Raw genomic sequence first — 22280 nt, 5'->3', positions numbered from 1 at the left:
CGGCGTGCGTGCCTCGGTACGCGTGCCTCGGCCTGCGCGCTCCGGTATGCGTTGCCCGGGCTGCGCGCGCTCGGGCTGTGCGTGCCCCGCGTAGCTATGGGTGCCCCGAGAGGCTGGGCGTGCCCCGCGTAGCTGCGTGCCCCGCGAGGCTGGGCGTGGCCCCGAGGGCTCAGTTGCCGCCTCCGCAGCCCCCGCCGCCACCGCAGGAGGAGCCGCCACCGCAGGAGGACCCTCCGCCGCACGACGAGTGACCGCCGCCGCAGGAGTGCCCGGAGTGCCCCCCGTGATGCCCACCGTGGTGACCCCCGCCGGAGGAGGACCCGGAGTCCCCGCCCCACACCCACCAGCTGGCCCCGCCGTCGTACGACCCGGACGACCCCGACGACACCGAGGACGACCGGCCCCGCGAGACGCGCCCCTTCTTGCCCCAGGCCCCCGACGCGCGCCGGCGCCGAGACCGCACCACGACCAGTCCGACCACGATCACCACGACCAGGAAGATGCCGACAACCATGGCGTCCCCCCTCCTTCCGTTCCCCCGAAGCGACCCCCCGTGGGCCCCCTGTCGGTCACCGCGCACCGCGCGGTGACCGGGAAATGCCCGCCCCCGAAGAACCCCAAAGCCGAGTTGAGGAACTCCAGAGCTTGGGCGGAGGATGGCCGGCATGACCTCCACCGCACGTCCGTACCTCAACCGCCGGCTCGCCGAGTTCGGGACGACCATCTTCGCCGAGATGTCCGCGCTGGCCACGGCCACCGGCGCGATCAACCTCGGACAGGGTTTCCCCGACACGGACGGCCCCGAGGAGATCAGGGAGGCGGCGGTACGGGCGCTGCGGGACGGGCGGGGGAACCAGTACCCGCCGGGTCCGGGCGTGCCGGAGCTGCGGCACGCGATCACCGCGCACCAGCTGCACCGCTACGGCCTCGCGTACGACCCCGACACCGAGGTGCTGGTCACGGCGGGCGCCACCGAGGCCATCGCGGCGGCCCTGCTCGCGCTGGTGGAGCCGGGTGACGAGGTGGTGGCGCTGGAGCCGTACTACGACTCGTACGCGGCGAGCATCGCCATGGCGGGCGGGCGGCGCGTACCGGTGACGCTGCGCCCGGCCGAGGACCGCTTCCGGCTGGACCTGGACGAGCTGCGCGCGGCCGTCACCGACCGCACCCGGCTGCTGCTGATCAACACCCCGCACAACCCCACCGGCACGGTCCTCACCCGCGAGGAGCTGACCGCGATCGCCGAGCTGGCGGTCGAGCGGGACCTGCTGGTGGTGACGGACGAGGTGTACGAGCACCTGGTCTTCGACGACGCCGAGCACCTCCCGCTCGCGGGCTTCCCCGGCATGCGCGACCGCACGGTGACGATCGGCTCGGCCGGCAAGACGTTCTCCTTCACGGGCTGGAAGGTCGGCTGGGTGACGGCGGCTCCCGCCCTGGTCAGCGCGGTCCGCTCGGCGAAGCAGTACCTCACCTACGTCTCCGCGGGCCCCTTCCAGTACGCGGTCGCCGAGGCCCTCGCCCTGCCCGACTCCTACTTCGACGGCTTCCGCCGCGACATGCTCGCCCGCCGCGACATCCTCGCCACCGGCCTCGCGGAGGCGGGCTTCGGCGTCTTCCGCCCCGCTGGCACCTACTTCGTCACCACCGACATCCGCCCTCTCGGCGAGAAGGACGGCTTCGCCTTCTGCCGGGCCCTCCCCGAACGCGCCGGCGTGGTGGCCATCCCCAACGCCGTCTTCTACGACGACCGCGAGGCCGGCGCGCCGTTCGTACGGTTCGCGTTCTGCAAGAAGCCGGAGATCCTCCAGGAAGCCACGGACCGCCTGCGCCGTATGGCGTGAGAACGGAACGGCCGAGGGCCGGGGCAGCGAGCTGCGCCCCGGCCCTCGGCCGTGTGCGGGTCAGGCAGTGGGGTGGACTACTCCACGTCCCCGCCCGAGTCCTCCGCGTCGTCGATCTCCTGCTCCAGGCCGAGCTGCTCGGCGAGCCACTTGTCGAACTCGATGGCCGCGCGGACCCAGCTCACCACGGAGGAGACGAAGTGGTTGAGGTCGACGCCCGTGCCGATCAGCATCTGCGCCTCGCCGATGAGGCGGACGGTGCCGTCGTCGTGGGTGTGGGTGTAGACCTTGGGCCACAGGGTGCGCCGGTTCCAGTCGTCGACCGACTCGAGCAGCCGCGTCTTCTCCTCGATCTGGTGCGGGCGGTCGTAGAAGGTCCGCACCGAGAAGACGGCCTGCTCGTCCTCGCCGCGGAACATGAAGTACGTGCGGAACTGCTCCCAGGGCGCCGCGAGGTCGCCCTCCTCGTCCACGACGTACTTCAGCTCCATCTGGTCCAGGAGCTGCTTCACGAGGTCCTGATCCGGGAGGACGGGGCCCGCCGGTCCCTGCGGCTGCTGCTCGGGCTGGCCCCCGAAGTTCGGAATCGAGGACGGGTCGATGCTCACCGTGGTTCTCCTTCGTACGGAATTCCGCCATCCTCCCCCAGAGGGGGAGGTCCGTGGCAAGCCCCGGCGCGGCCTGTCAGCCACGGGCGGACAGCCCTGCGCCGTACGGGGCTCTCAGCGGCGAGTACCACCCTCAGCGCTCTTCCATTCGTTCCACGAGCTGCCATACACCGGTCGACGGGTTCCGGGCGTAATCCTGCCCGCTGGAGTCCAGCCGGCGGGCACGCTCCGTCGCCTCGGTTCGGCCGTCTTGGTACACAGCGAAGTCGATGCGCGTCTTGTCGTACCCCGGCACGTGCTTGCGCAGGATTGGCAGCAGGGCCTTGTACGTCGCCGCGTGGGCCGTGTGCGCGGCGAAGTGGAGCAGCAGCCACAGTTCGAAGCACGGGTGGGAGACCGCCACCCGGATGCCCGCGCGGCGTGCGGTGGCGACGGCCGCCGACACGTCGGGGAACTGGTCCACGTCGAAGACGCACCAGACCTCGTCGAAGCTGTCCTTACCGAGGCTGCGCTGGGTCTTGGCGTAGGCGACCAACTGCGTGGGGGAGCACGCCTTGCCTCGCACGACGACGGACACAGCGGGATTTCGTAACTGTTCGCGCAGGCCCTGGAAGTACTGGCGTTCGGTCTCCTTGCTGCCGCAGACGATCAGCAGCGTGCGCGCCGAGCGCCGGACGGGGCCGCGTCGGCGGCCCGATCCCTCACGCGGAAACGGCCTTGCCACGTGCCCCCCAGTACTGCTTGACCATGTCCTCGAAGGCCCCGTCGGGGAGCAGCGGCACCGCGCCGTAGCTTCCCGCCAGATAGCGCCGCTCGAAGTTCTCCCCCTTGCGCGGCTTGAAGTCACTCAGCGGGTACAGCTCCGAAGCTCCGGTCGCCGCGTCCTTCTCCACGAACCAGATCTGGTCACGGCGCAGCACCTCTTCGCCGAGCATGGTGCCGAGGAGCGATGCGTCGTGTGTGGTGAAGACCAGCTGGGCGCCGAGCGGGTTCATTTCGGCGCTCTGGAAGAGCTTGACGAGCTTGGCGGTCAGCAAAGGGTGCAGGCTGACATCGACCTCGTCGATCCACAGTTGCGAGCCACGGCCGATCGCGAGAAGCGAGAAGGTGACCAAGGTGAGCCAGGTCTTTGTTCCGGCGGACTCGTCCTCGGCCGTCAGCAAGAACTCCTCGTCTTCGACCCGGTGGACGAATCGAAGCGACTTGCTCATGGACCGCGTGAGCGATGCCGTGAACTCGTCGCTGAGGCCCGCCTGAGTCTGCAGTCGCATGAACTCGGCGGCGTAACGCTGGAGTCCTGGATCGTCCTCCTGGCTCGGCCGCACGCCGTGCACTCCGAGATCCGCAGCCGCCAGCAGTTCCTCGGCCCGCGCGATACCCATCCTCTCGAAGAAGTCGAACACTTCCGCGGTGATGGAGCCTGCCGTCGGCAGCGCCTGCCGCATCTTGTCATCGACAACCGCGACCCCCTGCAGGGCCTCCCACACGGCACTCAACCTCGCGTGTCCGGACTGCGCGGCGGCGGAAAGGTACAGACTGTTGGCCCGCATGATCCGCTCAGCAGCGACCCGCTCGCCGGTGAGCGAGGCTCCGAACGTCACCGCGCCGCCCTTGCGCTCGAAGAGGACGCGCTTGCGGGCCTTCGGGTAGGAGTAGAGCCATTCCTCCTCGATAGCCCCGTCACCGGCGCTGAAGCCGTAGACATGGCGGACCCCGTCGATCAGTAGATCCACCGCGTAGCTCGACGGTTCGCGCCTGCTGTCGTGATCCAGGAGGAAGGGACGGCGCTTCACCGGCTCGTCCGGAAGCCAGCGGGCCTGGGAATCCCGCACGACGCGCAGGAAGAACTGGTACGCGTTCATCACCGTCGACTTACCCGAGGCGTTGGCACCATAGATCGCCGCCACGGGCAGTGCGGGGCGGTCAGCGTCATAAGCAGGAACGAAGTTCAGCTCCTGCGGATCACGCAGCGAGCCGTGATTGGCCACTCTGAAACTCAAAAGCACGTCATGACCCCCACTTCCCGCTTTGTGAACAAGTGAATCTCACATCTGCCACTGAACAAATGCTAGCTTCTGGCTCTCCATGCGAAAAGGCCCGCCACCCAAACGGGGAAGCGGGCCTTTTCACGCCATCCGGTCAGAGCGACTTACCCGTCGCCGGGGCCACCTTCAGGCCGCCCTCCGCGCGGTCCACGCGGACCGTGTCGCCGTCCTTGATCTCGCCGGAGAGGATCTCCTTGGCGAGCCGGTCGCCGATGGCCGTCTGGACCAGGCGGCGCAGCGGGCGCGCGCCGTACGCCGGGTCGTTGCCCTCCTCGGCGAGCCAGGCCAGCGCCTCGGGCGTGACGTCGAGGGTGAGGCGCCGCTCCGCCAGCCGGCGGCCGAGCCGGTCGATCTGGAGGCGGGCGATCCGGGCCAGCTCCGCCTCGCTGAGCGCGGAGAACACCACGAGGTCGTCCAGCCGGTTCAGGAACTCCGGCTTGAACGAGGCCCGCACCGTGTCCAGCACCCGCTGCCGCTTCTCCGCCTCGTCCAGCGCCGGGTCGACCAGGTACTGGCTGCCCAGGTTGGAGGTGAGCACCAGGATGGTGTTGCGGAAGTCGACCGTACGGCCCTGGCCGTCCGTCAGGCGGCCGTCGTCCAGCACTTGGAGCAGGATGTCGAAGACCTCGGGGTGCGCCTTCTCCACCTCGTCCAGCAGCACCACGCTGTACGGGCGCCGCCGCACGGCCTCGGTGAGCTGGCCGCCCTCCTCGTAGCCGACGTAGCCGGGAGGCGCGCCGACCAGACGGGCGACGCTGTGCTTCTCGCCGTACTCCGACATGTCGATGCGGATCATCGCCCGCTCGTCGTCGAAGAGGAAGTCCGCGAGCGCCTTGGCCAGTTCCGTCTTGCCGACGCCGGTCGGGCCGAGGAACAGGAAGGAGCCGGTGGGCCGGTCCGGGTCCGCGACCCCGGCGCGCGAGCGGCGCACCGCGTCGGCGACGGCCTGCACGGCCTCGCTCTGGCCGATGAGCCGCTTGCCCAGCTCGTCCTCCATGCGCAGCAGCTTCTGCGTCTCGCCCTCCAGCAGGCGGCCGGCCGGGATGCCGGTCCAGGCGGCGACGACGTCCGCGATGTCGTCGGAGCCGACCTCCTCCTTGACCATGGTGTCCCGCGCGGCCTCCTCCTCGGCCGCCGAGGCGGCCTCCAGTTCCTTCTCCAGCTCGGGGATCTGCCCGTACAGCAGCTTGGAGGCGGTGTCGAAGTCACCGTCGCGCTGCGCGCGTTCGGCCTGGCCGCGCAGGTCGTCCAGGCGCTCCTTCAGCTCACCGACGCGGTTGAGGGACTGCTTCTCCTTCTCCCAGCGGGCGGTGAGCCCGCGCAGCTCCTCCTCCTTGTCGGCGAGGTCGCGGCGCAGCCGCTCCAGACGCTCGCGGGAGGCCGGGTCGGTCTCCTTGCCGATCGCCAGCTCCTCCATCCGCAGCCGGTCGACCCCGCGCTGGAGCTCGTCGATCTCCACCGGGGAGGAGTCGATCTCCATGCGCAGCCGGGACGCGGCCTCGTCCACGAGGTCGATCGCCTTGTCGGGCAGGAAGCGGGAGGTGATGTACCGGTCGGACAGGGTCGCGGCGGCCACCAGCGCGCTGTCCGCGATCTGCACCTTGTGGTGCGCCTCGTACCGCCCCTTCAGACCGCGCAGGATCGCGATGGTGTCCTCGACACTCGGCTCGGCCACCAGCACCTGCTGGAAGCGCCGCTCCAGCGCCGGGTCCTTCTCGATCCGCTCGCGGTACTCGTCCAGCGTCGTCGCGCCGACCATGCGCAGCTCGCCGCGGGCCAGCATCGGCTTGAGCATGTTGCCCGCGTCCATCGCGGAGTCGCCCCCGGCGCCCGCGCCGACGACGGTGTGCAGCTCGTCGATGAAGGTGATGACCTGCCCGTCGGAGTCCTTGATCTCCGAGAGCACGGCCTTGAGCCGCTCCTCGAACTCACCGCGGTACTTGGCGCCCGCGACCATCGCGCCGAGGTCCAGCGAGACCAGCCGCTTGTCCTTCAGGGACTCCGGCACGTCGCCCTTGACGATGCGCTGGGCCAGCCCCTCGACCACGGCGGTCTTGCCGACGCCCGGCTCACCGATGAGGACGGGGTTGTTCTTGGTGCGGCGGCTCAGCACCTGCACGACCCGGCGGATCTCCTGGTCCCGGCCGATGACCGGGTCGAGGCGGCCCTCCCGGGCGGCGGCGGTGAAGTCGGTGCCGAACTTCTCCAGGGCCTTGTACTGACCCTCGGGGTCGGCGGTGGTCACGCGGCGTCCTCCTCTGGCCTTCTGAAAGGCGTCTTGCAGCTTCTTGGCGGTGGCTCCCTGCTCCCGGAGCACGTCCCCGGCGGCGCCGCCCTTCGCGGCGAGACCGGTCACCAGGTGTTCGGTGGAGAGGTAGTCGTCCCCGAGGTCCCCGGCGCGCTCGTCGGCGTCCGCGAGGACGGCGAGCAGCTCCCGGCTGGGCTGCGGGGGCGCGACCGTGGAGCCGGTGACGCTGGGCAGCGCGGCGAGCGCGCGCTCGGCCCCGGCGCGCACGGCGGCCGGGTCGGCGCCGACGGCGGCGAGCAGGTCGGTGATGTTCTCGTTGTCCTGGCCCGCGAGCAGCGCCAGCAACAGGTGAGCGGGCGTCAGGTCGGGGTGCCCCTCCGTCACGGCCCGCTGGCTTGCGGCGTTGATCGCGTCCCGGCTCCTGTTGGTCAGCTCGGCGTCCACGTGCGTGTTCTCCCCTTCCGCCACTGCTCCACTGATGACTTAACCAGTGTACACAAACTTGAGTCGGGTGCGCTCAATTAAGCGCGGGGAACTTCAGGTTGGCTAGGTTTCGGCCATGCCCTCATACTCCGTGGACCTGGACGCACCGGACGAGTCGTACGTCGCCTTCTGGCGGGAGCGGCACCTGAGCACGCTCACCACCCTGCGCCCGGACGGCAGCCCGCACGTGGTGCCGGTGTGCGTGACCTGGGACCCCGAGGCCGGCGTCGCCCGCGTCATCACCAGCGGCACCAGCACCAAGGCGGCGCTGGTCCGCGCGGCCGGGGCGGAGGGCGCGCGGGTGGCGGTGTGCCAGGTGGACGGCCGGCGCTGGGCCACGCTGGAGGGGCGGGCGCGGGTGCGCGAGGACCGCGAGGCGGTCGCGGAGGCGGAACGGCGCTTCACCGAGCGGTACGGCCGCGAGCCCCGGGAGAACCCGCTGCGGGTCGCCCTGGAGATCCGGGTGGAACGCGCGCTCGGACGCGGCTGAAGAGTTCCGGCCACGTGGCCGGAGGGCCGAAACCCCGAAATATGCGCAGAAACTGCAGCGGCGTCACCGTGTTCAGGTCACGGTGACGCCGCTGCGGGGGGAAGTACCTGAGGCGATCTTTTACGACGGGGGAATCGCGTCAGGCACTGCGGGGGGTGGCAGTTGTGGTCCTGAGGTCGGCGACCTCGGGCTCCGCGAGACGGTGGTCCCGCTGGTCCAGATTGACGAAGATCATGCCGTACCGGACGGCACACCGCACCGGCTGCGGCGCGCCGCGTGGCTTGCGCAGGCAGCGGTACGCCCGTACGTCCTCGTCCTCGTCCCGGGTGACCACCACCGGCTCGCCGAACACCGTCACCATCAACGAGTCGCCGCTGTGGGGGATGGCGGTGACCAGGTCGATGAAGTGCCAGCCGGAGCGGTAGGCGGTGGCCATCTCACGACGGAAGGAGCGGTCGTCGGGAGGCGTGGTCATGGTGATCAGTCCCACCGCGTGTCGAGCGGGGCGACGTCCCACCTCGTGTCCGCGGGTGTGGTGTCCCACCTGGTGTCCGCCGGCGTGGTGTCCCACCGGGTGTCCTGAACGCCCGCCGCTCGCACGGCCCCCCCGTCACCCGGCGAGTGCGCGCTCGTCGCACCGGAGAGGCCCGCCAGTGTTCCGACGGCCGCAACGGCGGAGAGAGCGGCAACAAGCGCCGAGCGAAGCATTCTGTTACGCATGGTCGGCTTCGTCCTCACTTGAAAGTCCCCTCTTCCCCCGTCGAATTAGACGATGGCTCATTCAGGCACATCATCGCCACACGATCGGTGCATCATGTTCCTGCATGTTCAGGACCCTGGGGGGTGGAGATTTGGCAACAAACGGGACAGAGGCGACACATCCCCACGCGGTGACAGAGATGTGCGCGGAAGGAAGCCGCCTCTACGCGAGCGCGCTGCGCACCGGCCGCATCCCGCGCGCGGACGCCGAGGCGGCTCCGTGCCTGATGGAGTTCGCCCTGCTCCACCCCGACCCGGACGATCCCGGCTGGCTGCGGCCGGTGGCGCCGGCCGTCGCGCTGGCCCAGCGGCTGACCCCCATCGAGCGGGAGATCGCCGAGCGGCGGCGCCGGTCCATCGTGCTCTCCGAGATCTTCGAACCGTTCATGACGCTGAGCGCCCGCGAGGACGCGCCCACGCACGCCATCACCGTCCTGGAGGGCCTGGACCGCATCAACGCGGCCCTGGACCTCGCCACCGGCCAGTGCCGCACCGAGGTGCTCACCGTGCAGCCCGGCGGCCGCCGCAGCCCCGAGAACCGCCTCCTGGAGGCACTGGACCGCGACCGCCCGCTGATCGAGCGCGGGGTGCGCATCCGCACCCTGTACCAGCACACCGCCCGCTACAGCGCCGACCGCCTCGCCTACGTGGACCGCTTCACCGACGGCAAGGCCGAGTACCGCACCATCGACGAACTGGTCGAGCGGCTGATCATCTGCGACGAGACGGTGGCCTTCATCCCGGTCCGCGAGGACCGCCAGGTCGCCCTGGAGCTGCGCCACCCCGGCCTGGTGCGGTACCTGGTCAAGGTCTTCGAGTTCATGTGGAGCCGCGCGGTCCCGCTGAGCGCCGGCACGCCCTACGGGACCGCCCCGGACGGCATCACCGACATCCAGCACTCCATCGCCAAGCTGCTGGTGGAGGGACATGTCGACGAGGCCATCGCACGGCGCCTCGGGATGAACGTCCGCACCTGCCGCGCCCACATCGCCAAGCTGGCCACGGCGCTGGGCAGCGGCAGCCGGGCCCAGCTCGGCTATCTGATCGCCCGCTCCGGGATGCTCAAGGAAGCGGACTAGGGCCGGTCAGGGGGCGTGCGCGCCCTCCGCGGGGGCGGGCGCCGGTCCGTGCGAGGGACCGTCCAGCCCCACCTGGGCGATCCGGACGCCGAGCTGGGTACGGCTGGCCGCGCCCAGGGTGTCCGAGAGCCGGGCGATGTGCGCGCGGCAGGTGCGCACGCTGATGCCGAGCCGCTCGGCGATCACCGCGTCCTGGTGGCCCTCGGCGAGCAGCGCGGCGATGGCGCGTTCGCGGTGCGAGATGCCCTCGATGCCGGTGTCGGGCAGCGGGGCGGTGAGCGGGATCGCCAGCCGCCACAGCCGCTCGAAGACCGTCACCAGGTACTCCACCAGCGCCGGGTGGCGCAGTTCCAACGCCATCGTGCGGTCGGTGTTGGCGGGGATGAAGGCCACCGTGCGGTCGAAGAGGATGAGCCGGTCGATGACCTCGTCCAGCGTGCGGGCCTCCACCGTGTCGCCCATCAGCTCCAGGTAGTTGAGCAACCCCTGGCCGTGCCGGGCGACATGGGTGTACAGATCGCGCATCCGGACGCCCCGGCCCCGCAGTTCGAGCGCGCGGTGCAGTCCCTCGGTCAGCTCGGCCTCGCGCCGGATGCCGCCGGGCTGCACGGTGAGCACCTCGGTCGCGCACCGCTCGGTCGCCTCGTCCATCGCGGCCTGGATACGGGTGAGTCCGTCCAGCACCCGGATCGCGGAGCCCTCACCCGGTGTGCCGAGGGCGGGCAGGTGACGGCCGAGCCCGGCGTACCGGTCGAACGCGGCGACCGCCGAGCCCATCCGGCGCCGGCTCTCGGTGACCTCGTCGTAGACCCCGCGCAGCAGCCGCGTCATCACCTCCTGCGGGGAGGTGGGGACCAGCCAGTCCATGTCGTCGGGGTCGGGGTGCAGCAGGGCCAGCTCCAGCAGGCAGGGCACCGGCTCCGCGTCCGCGCGGGGCACCCGGCCCCGGCGCACGGCACGGGAGTACACGCGGTCCCCCTGCCCGCACAGCCGGTCGGCACCGTGGGGATGCTCCTCCGTCGCGTGCCCGGCCATCGCCCATTCCACCCCCGGTCGCCGCCACTTCGCAGCGCAACTATGCGCGGCGCCGCCCGCCTCCGCAACACGGCTCCTTCTGCCCCGTGCACCGCGAAACACCGGTATGCCCGGATCGCCGAGGGCCGGACGGCACCCGAAAAGGGAGGCGGCCCCGCCGTCACCGGGGCCGCCTCCCTCACCTGTCTCCGGGTCGCTCCCCGGCCGCGTCTCCGCGCGTCAGCGCAGGCCCGCGGCGGCGCAGGCCGACTTGTAGGGGGCGGTGCAGATCTGGGCGACGGTGTAGATGCCGTCCTCCACGACCGTCTCCTTGATCTTGCTCTTGGTCAGCGCGGTCACCTGGACCAGCTTGGCCGGGATCTGCTTGTCGGTGGGGCTGTCGACGCGGTCCTGGGTGAGGGCGTCGAACTGGATGTCCTTGCCCTGGACCTTGGCGACGGCCATCTGCGCCGCCGCCTCGGCCTCGTCCGGGTAGGACTTGTAGACGCTCATGTACTGCTGGCCCGCCAGGATGCGCTGCACACCGTCCAGTTCGGCGTCCTGGCCGGTGATCGGGGGCAGGCTGGTGACGCCGGCGTTCTTCAGGGCCTTGATGACGCCGGCGGCCATGCCGTCGTTGGCGGAGTAGACGGCGGCGATGTTGTCCTTGCCGATCCGGCCGATCGCCTCGGTCATGTTGGCCTGGGCGTTCTCCGGCTTCCAGTCCTTGGTGTCGAAGCTCTCCGCGATCGTCACCTTGCCGCTCAGCTCGGAGAGCGCGCCCTCCTTGAACTGCTTGGCGTTGGGGTCGGTGGGCGAGCCGTTCATCATCACGATCTTGTCGGAGAGCCCGGCACCCGAACCCAGCCGCTCCAGCAGGGAACGGCCCTGCACCTCGCCGACCAGCTCGTTGTCGAAGGAGATGTACGCCTGGATCGGGCCCTCGGCGAGGCGGTCGTAGGCGATGACGGGGATGCCCGCGTCCTTGGCCTTCTTCACGGTCGGTGCGATCGCGTGCGCGTCGACGGCGTCCAGCAGGATGACGTTGACCTTCTCGTCGATCATCCGCTGCATCTGCTCGGCCTGCTGACCGGCGTCCGCGTCGGCGTTGGCGTACTCGACCTTGCCCTTCTTGTGCGTCAGTTCGGCCACCTTGCTCTTGATGATGGGGTAGTCGAACTTGTCGTAGCGGGTGTTCGCCTTCTCCGGCAGCAGCAGGCCGACGGTGACCTGGTCGCCCATGGTCGGGCTCGCGCTCGCGTCGTCTCCCGCCGCGTTCAGGACGCCGCAGCCGGCGAGCGGGAGGACCATCGTGGAGACGGCCACGGACATGGCGATACGGCGCATTCGGGGGCTCACTTCAGGTGCGTTCCGACGGGGTGCTGCGTGCTACCCGGGTGTCTGAAAAGACAACGCGGAGGCGCCCTGTGGCGTCAAGCAAAACAACTTAACGAGATGGCAACACCACGCTGCGTTCAGCCGGTGAAGACCTGGCGGAACCTTGCGGAACCCGCCGTAAACACCCTTCACAACCTCCCCGCGCGGACCGCGTGTTACGTACACACAGGCGAACGAAGTCAGCCACGCGGTGAACGTCTGCCTCCCGAACGAGCGGAGGGGCCGGGAGGCTTGTGCCTCCCGGCCCCTTCCACGGTGCTCGGATACGTCAGTCCGCGGACTGCTGCCGCTTCGGCCGCCACACCACCAGCGCGCTGGTCTGCTGGACCTCCTGGTACGGGACCAGGTCGCGCCGGTAGGAGGCGTGCACGGCGGCCTCGCGCTGACGCATCGTCGCCGCCGCGCCGTCCAGCGCCGACTCCAGCTCCGCCACGCGGGACTGGAGGGCCGCGACGTGGTTCTCCAGTTCGATGATGCGCTTGATGCCGGCCAGGTTGATGCCCTCGTCCTGCGACAACTGCTGCACCTGGCGGAGCAGTTCGATGTCACGGGCCGAATAGCGCCGCCCGCGCCCCGCCGTGCGGTCCGGGGAGACCAGACCGAGGCGGTCGTACTGCCGGAGCGTCTGCGGATGGAGTCCGGAGAGCTGCGCGGCGACCGAGATGACGTAGACCGGGGTCTCCTCGGTCAGCTCGTACGGGTTACGCCGACGACCTGGTGTGTCCATCGGGCTCATTCTCCCTTCGCGGCCTCGAACAGCTCCGCCCGCGGGTCCTCGTCCGCAGTCGCCTCGCGATACGCCTCCAGCGCGTCACGAGCCTTCCCCGAGAGGTCCTTCGGGACACTCACCTCCACGGTGATCAGCAGATCGCCGTGGCTGCCGTCCTTGCGCGCCGCGCCCTTGCCCCGCGCCCGCATGGTGCGGCCGTTGGGCGTGCCGGGCGGCAGCTTCAGGGTGACCGGGGACCCGCCGAGGGTGGGCACCCGCACCTCGCCGCCGAGCGCCGCCTCGGTGAAGGTGACCGGGACGGTGACGGTGAGGTTGTCGCCCTTGCGGCCGAACACCTTGTGCTCGCCCACATGGACGGTGACGTACAGATCGCCCGCCGGACCGCCGCGCTCGCCGGGCGCGCCCTTGCCGCGCAGCCGGATGCGCTGCCCGTCGGTGACACCCGCCGGGATGCGGACCTGCATGGTGCGCGAGGACTTGGCCCGGCCGCTGCCGCTGCACTCGGCGCAGGGGTGCTCGGCGATCAGGCCGCGGCCCTTGCAGTCGGGGCACGGGTCGGTGAGCGAGAAGCCGCCGCCCGAGCCCCGGGCGACCTGCCCGGTGCCGACGCAGGTCGGGCACACGCGCGGTGTGCCGTTCTTGTCGCCGGTGCCCGAACACGCCTTGCAGGGCGCCTGGGAGGTCATCCTGAGCGGTACGGTCGCGCCCTCGATCGCCTCGGTGAAGCTGAGCGTCACCTCGGTGTCGACGTCCTGCCCCCGGCGCGGCTGGGTACGGGTGGTACCCGCGCCGCCCCGGTTGAACAGGCCGCCGAAGACGTCGCCCAGGCCGCCGCCGAAGCTGCCGCTCTGCGCGCCGCCCGCACCGCCGGCGCCCCCGAAGAGGTCGCCGAGGTCGAAGTTGAACTGACCGCCGCCCGCGCCCGGCCCCGGCCGGAAACCGCCGTTGCCGAACAGGGCCCGCGCGTCGTCGTACTCCTTGCGCTTCTTGGGGTCGCCGAGGACGTCGTTCGCCTCGGAGATCTCCTTGAAGCGCTCTTCGGCGCGGGTGTTGCCCTTGTTGGCGTCCGGGTGGAACTCGCGGGCGAGCTTCCGGTACGCCTTCTTGATCTCGGCCTCGGTGGCGTCCTTGGGGACGCCGAGGACCTTGTAGAAGTCCTTCTCGATGAAGTCCTTGGTACTCATCCCCGACGTCCCTCCTTCCGGACCTGCATGCTTTCCGTGATTACGTCAGCCCTCCTCCGGGCCACCGTTCTCCTTGTCGTCGGCCGCGCTCTCCTCGGCCTCCTCCGCCTTGACGGTCTGCGCGCCGGGCTGCGGCTCGGCGACGGCCACCCGCGCGGGGCGGATGGTGCGCTCACCGATGCGGTAACCGGGCTGGAGGATGGCCACGCACGTCGTCTCGGTGACGTCGGGCGCGTAGGAGTGCATCAGGGCTTCGTGGATCGTCGGGTCGAAGGGCTCGCCCTCCTTGCCGAACTGCATGAGGCCCATCTTGGCCGCCACGGTCTCCAGCGACTCGGCGACCGACTTGAAGCCGCCGAGCAGTTCGCCGTGCTCCCGCGCGCGGCCGATGTCGTCCAGCACGGGCAGCAGCTCGGTCAGGAGGTTCGCGATGGCGACCTCCTTGACCGCGACGCGGTCGCGCTCGACGCGGCGGCGGTAGTTCTGGTACTCGGCCTGGAGCCGCTGGAGGTCGGCCGTGCGCTCACCGAGCGCCGTCCGCACCTGGTCCAGCTGCGCCACCAGACCGGCGTCCGCAGTTGCGTCCCCCGCCGGGGCCGCCTCCTTCTCGGAGGCGGCCTTCGGCTCGGCGTCGTCGGGGTTCGCGCCGGAGGGGACGTCGGGCTTCTCCTCGAAGCCCGGGGTCTCCTCCGTCACGCGGCACCGTCCTTGCGCTCGTCGTCGACGATCTCGGCGTCCACGACGTCGTCGTCCTTGGCCTCACCGGCGTCGGCGGACGGACCGCCGGCGGCCTGGGCGCCCTGGGCGTCGGCGTACATGGCCTGGCCGAGCTTCTGCGAGACGGCCGCGACCTTCTCGGTGGCCGTACGGATCTCGGCGCTGTCCTCGCCCTTGAGCTTCTCCTTCAGCTCGGCGACAGCCTCCTCGACCTCGGTCTTGATCTCGCCCGGGACCTTGTCCTCGTTGTCCTTGAGGAACTTCTCGGTCTGGTAGACGAGCTGCTCGCCCTGGTTGCGGGACTCGGCGGCCTCGCGGCGGGCGTGGTCCTCCTCCGCGTACTTCTCCGCCTCCTGGCGCATGCGGTCGACCTCGTCCTTCGGCAGCGAGGAGCCGCCGGTGACGGTCATCTTCTGCTCCTTGCCCGTGCCCAGGTCCTTCGCGGTCACGTGCATGATGCCGTTGGCGTCGATGTCGAAGGCGACCTCGATCTGCGGGACACCGCGCGGGGCCGGCGGCAGACCGGTCAGCTCGAACATCCCGAGCTTCTTGTTGTACGCCGCGATCTCGCGCTCGCCCTGGTAGACCTGGATCTGGACGGAGGGCTGGTTGTCCTCGGCGGTGGTGAAGATCTCGGACCGCTTGGTCGGGATCGTCGTGTTCCGCTCGATGAGCTTGGTCATGATGCCGCCCTTGGTCTCGATACCGAGGGACAGCGGGGTGACGTCGAGGAGCAGGACGTCCTTGACCTCGCCCTTGAGGACACCGGCCTGGAGGGCCGCGCCGATGGCGACGACCTCGTCCGGGTTGACGCCCTTGTTGGCCTCGTTGCCGCCGGTCAGTTCCTTGACCAGCTCGGCGACGGCCGGCATACGGGTCGAACCGCCGACGAGGACCACGTGGTCGATCTCGCCGAGCTGGATGCCCGCGTCCTTGATGACGTTGTGGAACGGCGTCTTGCAGCGCTCCAGGAGGTCGGCGGTGAGCTGCTGGAACTGGGCGCGGGTGAGCTTCTCGTCCAGGTGCAGCGGGCCCTCGGCGGACGCCGTGATGTAGGGCAGGTTGATCGAGGTCTCCGTGGAGGAGGACAGCTCGATCTTGGCCTTCTCGGCGGCCTCACGGAGGCGCTGGAGGGCCATCTTGTCCTTGGCGAGGTCCACGCCGTGGCCGGCCTTGAACTGCTGGACCAGGTAGTCGACGACGCGCTGGTCCCAGTCGTCACCACCGAGGTGGTTGTCACCGTTGGTGGCCTTCACCTCGACGACGCCGTCACCGATCTCCAGCAGCGACACGTCGAAGGTGCCGCCACCGAGGTCGAAGACCAGGATGGTCTGGTCGTCCTTGTCGAGGCCGTACGCGAGGGCGGCGGCGGTCGGCTCGTTGACGATGCGCAGGACGTTCAGACCCGCGATCTCACCGGCCTCCTTGGTCGCCTGACGCTCGGAGTCGTTGAAGTACGCCGGGACGGTGATGACCGCGTCGGTCACCTTCTCGCCCAGGTAGGACTCGGCGTCGCGCTTCAGCTTCTGCAGGATGAAGGCGGAGATCTGCTGCGGGTTGAAGTCCTTCCCGTCGAGCTGGATCTTCCAGTCGGTGCCCATGTGGCGCTTCACCGAGCGGATGGTCCGGTCCACGTTCGTGACCGCCTGGCGCTTGGCGACCTCGCCGACGAGCACCTCACCGTTCTTCGCGAAGGCGACGACGGACGGCGTGGTCCGGGCACCCTCGGCGTTGGTGATGACGGTGGGCTCGCCGCCCTCCAGAACGCTGACGACGGAGTTAGTCGTGCCCAGGTCGATGCCGACCGCACGTGCCATGGTTGATTCCTCCAGAGGACTTGAGTGGGACTGACTCAAGTGTGCCACTCCGATGGCGCGGGGTCAACAGACATGAGCCGACCGGACTCAACTCTTATATGGCGCTTATATGCAAGGCGGCATTCGGCCTGCGGGGGCGGGTTCCCCCGTCCCGGCGAAGGCAACCCTCAGCGACCCATCTCACCCCGCGCCGTGCTGCATCGCGCAGGAGGATGGGGGTAGTCTCAGACGGACTGCATAAGTTACCGCTTAGTAATTTCGAGGCCGCCTCAGGAGCCCCTCATGCAACTCGCCGCGATCATCGTGTCGCTGGTCCTGACCGTGGTCGGTGTCGCGCTGCTCGCCCGGGCCATCGGACAGTTCGTCCGGTACTTCAAGCTGGGCCAGCCCGTCCCCGCCGGTACCCGGACCGACAACCCGTACCAGCGCAGCGTGACGCTGGTGCGGGAGTTCCTCGGCCACACCCGGATGAACAAGTGGGGCATCGTCGGTGTGGCCCACTGGTTCGTCGCCGTGGGCTTCCTGACGCTGCCGCCGACCCTGGCCCAGGCGTTCGGCCAGCTCTTCAAGGCCGACTGGACGCTGCCCTTCATCGGCGACTTCCTGCCCTTCGAGCTGTACATCGAGTTCATCGGTGTGATGACCGTGCTCGGCATCGCCGTGCTCATGGTCATCCGGCTGCTGAGCCTGCCCAGCCGCCCGGGCCGCAAGTCCCGCTTCGCCGGGTCCAAGGCCGGCCAGGCGTACTTCGTCGAGTACGTCATCCTCACCATCGGCCTGGCGATCTACACCCTGCGCGGCCTCGAGGGCGCCCTGCACCACGTGGACCACTACGAGGCGGCCTACTTCGCCTCGTACCCGCTGGTCCTCGCCTTCAAGGCGCTGAGCGTCACCACACTGCAGAACCTGGTCTACCTGGTCGCCATGATCAAGATCGGGACCTCGTTCATCTGGATGATCGTGGTCTCGCTCAACACCAACATGGGTGTGGCCTGGCACCGCTTCCTCGCGTTCCCGAACATCTGGTTCAAGCGGGAGGCGGACGGCGGCGTCGCCCTCGGCGGCCTCAGGCCGATGACCTCCGGCGGCAAGCCGATCGACTTCACCGACCCGGGTGAGGACGACGTCTTCGGCGTCTCCCAGGTCGAGCAGTTCTCCTGGAAGGGCCTGCTGGACTTCTCCACCTGCACCGAGTGCGGCCGCTGCCAGTCGCAGTGCCCCGCGTGGAACACCGGCAAGCCGCTCTCCCCGAAGCTGCTGATCATGTCGCTGCGGGACCACGCCCACGCCAAGGCGCCCTACCTGCTCGCGGGTGGCGGCAAGACCATGGAGGGCGACGAGAAGGCGTCCGAGGAGCAGCTCGCGAACGTGCCCGCCGCGGCCCTCGCCGAGGCGGAGCGCCCGCTCATCGGCACCGCCGAGGAGAACGGCGTCATCGACCCGGACGTGCTGTGGTCCTGCACCACCTGCGGCGCCTGTGTCGAGCAGTGCCCGGTGGACATCGAGCACGTCGACCACATCGTCGACATGCGCCGCTACCAGGTGATGATCGAGTCCGCGTTCCCGTCCGAGGCGGGCACGATGCTCAAGAACCTGGAGAAGAAGGGCAACCCCTGGGGCCTGGCCAAGAAGCAGCGCCTGGAGTGGACCAAGGAGGTCGACTTCGAGGTCCCGGTGGTCGGCAAGGACATCGAGGACCTGTCCGAGGTCGAGTACCTCTACTGGGTCGGCTGTGCCGGTGCCCTGGAGGACCGCGCCAAGAAGACGACCAAGGCGTTCGCCGAGCTGCTGCACATCGCGGGCGTCAAGTTCGCCATCATGGGCGGCGACGAGAAGTGCACCGGTGACTCCGCCCGCCGCCTCGGCAACGAGCCCCTGTTCCAGGAGCTCGGCATGGAGAACGTCATGTCCCTCAACGCCGCCTTCGGCGAGGAGATGGACGACGACGGCAAGGTGGTCCCCGAGTCGGCGAAGCCGAAGTCGGCCAAGAAGATCGTCGCCACCTGCCCGCACTGCCTCAACACGCTCGGCAACGAGTACCCGCAGCTCGGCGGTGACTACGAGGTCATCCACCACACCCAGCTGCTCCAGCACCTGGTGGACGAGGGCAAGCTGATCCCCGTCACCCCGGTCGAGGGCATCATCACGTACCACGACCCCTGCTACCTGGGCCGGCACAACAAGATCTACACGCCTCCGCGCGAGATCATCGGCAAGGTGCCGGGCCTCAGGAACGAGGAGATGCACCGCCACAAGGAGCGCGGCTTCTGCTGTGGCGCCGGTGGCGCGCGGATGTGGATGGAGGAGCGGATCGGCAAGCGCATCAACAACGAGCGCGTCGACGAAGCCCTCTCCCTGAACCCCGACATCGTCTCCACCGCCTGCCCGTTCTGCCTGGTCATGCTGACCGACTCGGTCAACGGCAAGAAGAATGACGGCAAGGCGAAGGAGTCCATCCAGGTCGTGGACGTGGCCCAGCTCCTGCTGGACTCCGTCCGCACCCCGGCGGACCCCGCGGACGACGACGAGCACGCCACCGAGCCGGAGCCCGAGCCGGTCAAGTAGCGCACCGCTTCGCACACGACGGCGCCCCCCGGTCCACGAGACCGGGGGGCGCCGTCGTACCCGTAAGGGGTCGCGTCGGGGACTACTTCGGGGACGCCTGCTGGACGACCTCGAAGGACCACAGGGTGGAGCCGGCCGCGGCGGGCCGCTGCTTCTCGCCCTCACCACCGCCGGTGCCCTGGTGGGCGGCCTTCATGGGGCCCTCCATCCACGCCTGGAAGGCCGCGTCGTCGCGCCAGCGGGTGTAGACGAGGTACTGGTCGGTGCCCTCCACCGGCCGCAGCAGCTCGAACCACTCGAACCCGTCCGAGCTCTCCACCGTGTGCGCCCGCGAGGCGAACCGCTTCTCCAGCACCTCCCGCTGCTCGTCGGGAACGGTCAGCACGTTGATCTTCACTACGCTCATGCCCCCATCCTGCCCCCATCCAGTCCCGACGGCGGCCCCGCACCACGCGCCCCGGAAGATTCCCCGGCCGGCGCACAACCCTTCCCGCCCGGTGCGGGTCTGATGATCGCCAACCGCCGCGCGGCCCCTGGGTGACCAGGGCCGACGCGGGCTGTCGGCCCCCACCGACCGGATGCCCGTCCCGGCATCCCCGTACGCCGCAGGAGAAACCCATGCGCGCGCACCACAGACTCGTCCTGGCGACGGCCGCAGCGGCCGCGCTCACCGGCGGGCTGCTCACCCTCACCGCCGCCCCCGCCACGGCCGCCGACTCCACCACCGTGGCCAAGGCCGACTTCAACGGCGACGGCATCGGCGACCTCGCCACCTCGGCCTCCAGCGCCTACGTGGGCGGCAAGAAGGGCGCCGGCCAGGTCGTCGTCCTGTACGGCGCCAAGACCGGCGTCTCCGGCGCCAGGCACACCACCCTCAGCCAGGACACCCCCGGCGTCCCGGGCGGCGCCGAGGCGGGCGACGCCTTCGGCGGCACGCTGGCCTACGGCGACTTCAACGGCGACGGCTACGACGACCTCGCGGTAGGCGCCCCGCACGAGAAGGTCGGCAACGACGTCAACGGCGGCGCCGTCGCCCTGCTCTGGGGCTCCAAGAACGGTCTGACCGGCAAGGGCGCCGACCTGCCCGACCCGGCGGTCGCCTCCCACGACGTCTGGGGCCACAACCTGGCGGCGGGAGACTTCGACGGCGACGGCCGCACCGACCTCGTCGTGGGCGCCTCCGGCTCCACCCTGTACCTCTACAAGGGCGGCTTCAGCTCCGCCGGCACCGCCGCGAGCCGCACCACCGTCAAGCCGCCGATCCAGTCGGGCACCAGCGACGACCCCCTCGCCCCGCTCAACCTGACCGCGGGCGACGTCAACGGCGACGGCCGCACCGACCTCGTCGTGGACGGCTACGAGACCAAGACCCGCTACGGGTGGAACACCAACTACTGGCTGCCCGGCACCGCGAACGGCCTGAGCACCGCCTCCGCCAAGAAGCTCAGGTCCGGCATCATCACCGGCATCGGCGACATCAACGGCGACGGCTACGGCGACATCGTCAGCGGCGCCTTCTGGGACGGCGGCAAGCTGGACGACGGCACCCCGGTCCCGGACGCCTCGACCGGCGGGCGCGTCAACATCGCTTACGGGTCCGTCTCCGGGCCGGACCGCAACGCCACGATCGACCAGAACACCGGCAACGTCCCCGGCGCCTCCGAGAAGGGCGACGGCTTCGGCGGCGAGCTGGACCTCGGCGACATCAACGGCGACGGCTACCAGGACCTGGTGATCAGCAGCATCTTCGAGGACCTCGGCAAGGCGCCCGACGCGGGCCTGGTCACCGTGCTGTACGGCTCCGCGAGCGGCGTGAACACCGCCACCAAGGCCCAGTCCATCGCCCAGAGCACCACGGGCGTGCCCGGCAACGACGAGAAGGGCGACCACTTCGGCAGTGACGTCAAGCTCGACGACGTCACCGGCGACGGCCGGGCCGACCTGCTGGTCGGCTCCGACGAGGACGGCGGCGACGGCGCCCTCGTCTACCTGCCGTCCGACGGCACGAAGATCACGACGGCCGGCTCCCGCTTCATCGGCGTCAAGAACGTGGGCGTCTCCGCGACCGGCACGCCCTGGTTCGGCAGCATCATCGCCAACTGAGACCCGGCGCCGGCCCGTACCGACCCCGACGCGAACCCTGACGGTCCCTTAGGGGATGTCACAGGATGGCCGCAATGCCGGGCCCGACCCCCCGGGCCCGGCACGCGGGCGGCCGGGAGCAGGTACGTTCGACGGGTGGCTGGATTCAGGATGGGACGCGGGGACCGGGACAACCGCACCGCGCAAGGACAGCAGGCGCACGCACCCCAGGGCCCGTCGTACGGCGGCCAGGCCCCGCACCACGGGCAGCGGGGGCCCGCCTACGGCTACCCGCAGGGCCGTACGGGGCACCCGCAGGGGAACCAGTACGGGTACCCGGGGCCGGGGAACGACGGACCGGAGTACTTCGGCGATCCCGGCCACGGCGGGCACGACCCGTACGCGGCGAACCAGCCGGGCCACACCCAGGCGTTCTCCATCGACGAGGCGTCCGCCTACTCGCAGGGCGAGACCTACCACGCGGGCTCGGCGCAGCCCTCCGGCCCGTCCGGCCCGGCGCTGCACTGGAAGGAACTGCTGAAGGGGGTCGTCCTCAACCCCGACCCGACCTTCCTCCGCATGCGGGACTACACGATGTGGGGCCCGGCCCTGATCGTGACGTTCCTCTACGGGCTGCTCGCGGTGTTCGGCTTCGACGGCGCCCGCGCGGACGTGATCGGCGCGACGTTCACCAACGCGGTGCCGATCGTGCTGATCTCGGCCGTGGCCATGGTGCTGAGCGCGTTCATCCTGGGCGTGGTCACGCACACGCTGGCCCGCCAGCTCGGCGGCGACGGGGCCTGGCAGCCGACGGTCGGCCTCTCCATGCTGATCATGTCGCTGACGGACGCCCCGCGCCTGGTCTTCGCCATGTTCTTCGGCGGCGACGCGAGCTTCGTCCAGGTCATCGGCTGGATCACCTGGCTCGGCGCGGGCGCCCTGCTCACCCTGATGGTCTCCCGCTCCCACGACCTGCCCTGGCCGAAGGCGCTGGGCGCGTCCGCGATCCAGCTGATCGCGCTGCTGTCGATCGTGAAGCTGGGGACTTTCTGAGTCGAGAACGCTCGAATTCCTCATTCGCGAAAGAGGGGCTCCCGGCACTGTGCCGGGAGCCCCTCTTTCAGTTTGTCGGCGCATAGGCGAGGCCGGCCGCGGCGGGAAAGCGACGAGGCCCATTGCGGTGGGGAGATGCCGGACATCTCTCCACCACAGAAAGA

18 protein-coding genes are annotated in these 22280 nt (G+C 70.1%); 6 read left to right on the top strand and 12 right to left on the bottom strand.

The window, feature by feature from the left end; all coding sequences use genetic code 11:
* The first annotated feature begins 656 nt into the window (after positions 1 to 656).
* Entirely contained in the window at positions 657 to 1844 is a 1188-nt protein-coding gene (locus tag EV284_RS25570; RefSeq protein ID WP_130338095.1) for a pyridoxal phosphate-dependent aminotransferase, read from the top strand.
* A 77-nt stretch (positions 1845 to 1921) separates the two neighbouring features.
* Here EV284_RS25570 and EV284_RS25565 read toward each other — a convergent pair whose 3' ends face one another.
* The 4 genes from EV284_RS25565 to clpB all read right to left on the bottom strand — a co-directional run bounded on the left by EV284_RS25565 (position 1922) and on the right by clpB (position 7189).
* Positions 1922 to 2452, bottom strand: a complete 531-nt coding sequence (locus EV284_RS25565; protein ID WP_030816547.1) for a YbjN domain-containing protein — start codon at positions 2450 to 2452, stop codon at positions 1922 to 1924.
* Positions 2453 to 2585: 133 nt separating this feature from the next.
* Positions 2586 to 3176 (bottom strand): RloB family protein, encoded by a 591-nt coding sequence (locus EV284_RS25560; protein WP_130338093.1) that lies wholly within the window; start codon positions 3174 to 3176, stop codon positions 2586 to 2588.
* On the bottom strand, positions 3154 to 4440 hold the full coding sequence (locus EV284_RS25555; RefSeq protein WP_130338091.1) for an ATP-binding protein: 1287 nt from the start codon (positions 4438 to 4440) through the stop codon (positions 3154 to 3156). Before EV284_RS25555 ends, EV284_RS25560 begins: the two co-directional genes overlap by 23 nt.
* 151 nt (positions 4441 to 4591) lie before the next feature.
* Positions 4592 to 7189 (bottom strand): ATP-dependent chaperone ClpB, encoded by a 2598-nt coding sequence (gene clpB, locus EV284_RS25550; RefSeq protein ID WP_130338089.1) that lies wholly within the window; start codon positions 7187 to 7189, stop codon positions 4592 to 4594.
* A 115-nt stretch (positions 7190 to 7304) separates the two neighbouring features.
* Between clpB and EV284_RS25545 the strand changes: the two genes are divergently transcribed.
* The gene (locus EV284_RS25545) at positions 7305 to 7718 is read left to right on the top strand and encodes a TIGR03618 family F420-dependent PPOX class oxidoreductase (protein WP_130338087.1); all 414 of its coding nucleotides are present in this window, start codon (positions 7305 to 7307) and stop codon (positions 7716 to 7718) included.
* A gap of 139 nt (positions 7719 to 7857) precedes the next feature.
* Here the strand turns inward: EV284_RS25545 and EV284_RS25540 are convergent, their stop codons facing one another.
* Positions 7858 to 8193, bottom strand: a complete 336-nt coding sequence (locus EV284_RS25540) for a hypothetical protein (protein ID WP_030816552.1) — start codon at positions 8191 to 8193, stop codon at positions 7858 to 7860.
* A gap of 349 nt (positions 8194 to 8542) precedes the next feature.
* On the opposite strand from EV284_RS25540, the gene EV284_RS25530 reads away from it, so the two are divergent.
* Complete coding sequence (locus EV284_RS25530) at positions 8543 to 9556, top strand: helix-turn-helix transcriptional regulator (RefSeq protein WP_165425638.1); 1014 nt, start codon at positions 8543 to 8545, stop codon at positions 9554 to 9556.
* A 6-nt stretch (positions 9557 to 9562) separates the two neighbouring features.
* Here EV284_RS25530 and EV284_RS25525 read toward each other — a convergent pair whose 3' ends face one another.
* The 6 genes from EV284_RS25525 to dnaK all read right to left on the bottom strand — a co-directional run bounded on the left by EV284_RS25525 (position 9563) and on the right by dnaK (position 16416).
* Entirely contained in the window at positions 9563 to 10591 is a 1029-nt protein-coding gene (locus tag EV284_RS25525; protein WP_165425637.1) for a helix-turn-helix transcriptional regulator, read from the bottom strand.
* A gap of 219 nt (positions 10592 to 10810) precedes the next feature.
* Complete coding sequence (locus tag EV284_RS25520) at positions 10811 to 11917, bottom strand: substrate-binding domain-containing protein (protein ID WP_130338463.1); 1107 nt, start codon at positions 11915 to 11917, stop codon at positions 10811 to 10813.
* Positions 11918 to 12236: 319 nt separating this feature from the next.
* Entirely contained in the window at positions 12237 to 12695 is a 459-nt protein-coding gene (locus EV284_RS25515) for a helix-turn-helix domain-containing protein (protein ID WP_030816557.1), read from the bottom strand.
* A 5-nt stretch (positions 12696 to 12700) separates the two neighbouring features.
* Entirely contained in the window at positions 12701 to 13882 is a 1182-nt protein-coding gene (gene dnaJ / locus EV284_RS25510) for a molecular chaperone DnaJ (protein WP_130338079.1), read from the bottom strand.
* Between the two features lie 45 nt (positions 13883 to 13927).
* Positions 13928 to 14578 carry a nucleotide exchange factor GrpE gene (grpE, locus tag EV284_RS25505; protein WP_130338077.1) on the bottom strand — a complete coding sequence of 217 codons (651 nt, stop codon included), beginning with the start codon at positions 14576 to 14578 and terminating at the stop codon, positions 13928 to 13930.
* On the bottom strand, positions 14575 to 16416 hold the full coding sequence (dnaK, locus tag EV284_RS25500; RefSeq protein WP_086692773.1) for a molecular chaperone DnaK: 1842 nt from the start codon (positions 16414 to 16416) through the stop codon (positions 14575 to 14577). The genes grpE and dnaK overlap by 4 nt, the downstream gene beginning before the upstream one ends.
* A gap of 282 nt (positions 16417 to 16698) precedes the next feature.
* On the opposite strand from dnaK, the gene EV284_RS25495 reads away from it, so the two are divergent.
* Positions 16699 to 18981 carry a 4Fe-4S dicluster domain-containing protein gene (locus tag EV284_RS25495; protein ID WP_130338075.1) on the top strand — a complete coding sequence of 761 codons (2283 nt, stop codon included), beginning with the start codon at positions 16699 to 16701 and terminating at the stop codon, positions 18979 to 18981.
* Between the two features lie 82 nt (positions 18982 to 19063).
* Here EV284_RS25495 and EV284_RS25490 read toward each other — a convergent pair whose 3' ends face one another.
* A complete protein-coding gene (locus tag EV284_RS25490; protein WP_130338073.1) occupies positions 19064 to 19387 on the bottom strand; it encodes an antibiotic biosynthesis monooxygenase in 324 nt (107 codons plus the stop codon).
* Between the two features lie 212 nt (positions 19388 to 19599).
* On the opposite strand from EV284_RS25490, the gene EV284_RS25485 reads away from it, so the two are divergent.
* Together EV284_RS25485 and EV284_RS25480 are read left to right on the top strand one after the other, a co-directional pair.
* The gene (locus EV284_RS25485; protein WP_130338071.1) at positions 19600 to 21084 is read left to right on the top strand and encodes a VCBS repeat-containing protein; all 1485 of its coding nucleotides are present in this window, start codon (positions 19600 to 19602) and stop codon (positions 21082 to 21084) included.
* A 135-nt stretch (positions 21085 to 21219) separates the two neighbouring features.
* Entirely contained in the window at positions 21220 to 22116 is an 897-nt protein-coding gene (locus EV284_RS25480; RefSeq protein ID WP_130338069.1) for a Yip1 family protein, read from the top strand.
* Positions 22117 to 22280 lie beyond the last annotated feature (164 nt).

The organism is Streptomyces sp. BK022 (genome assembly GCF_004217355.1).
GTDB lineage: Bacteria > Actinomycetota > Actinomycetes > Streptomycetales > Streptomycetaceae > Streptomyces > Streptomyces griseoluteus.
The sequence above is the reverse complement of the archived record's forward strand: the minus strand, read 5'-3'. Positions and strand labels throughout refer to the sequence as shown.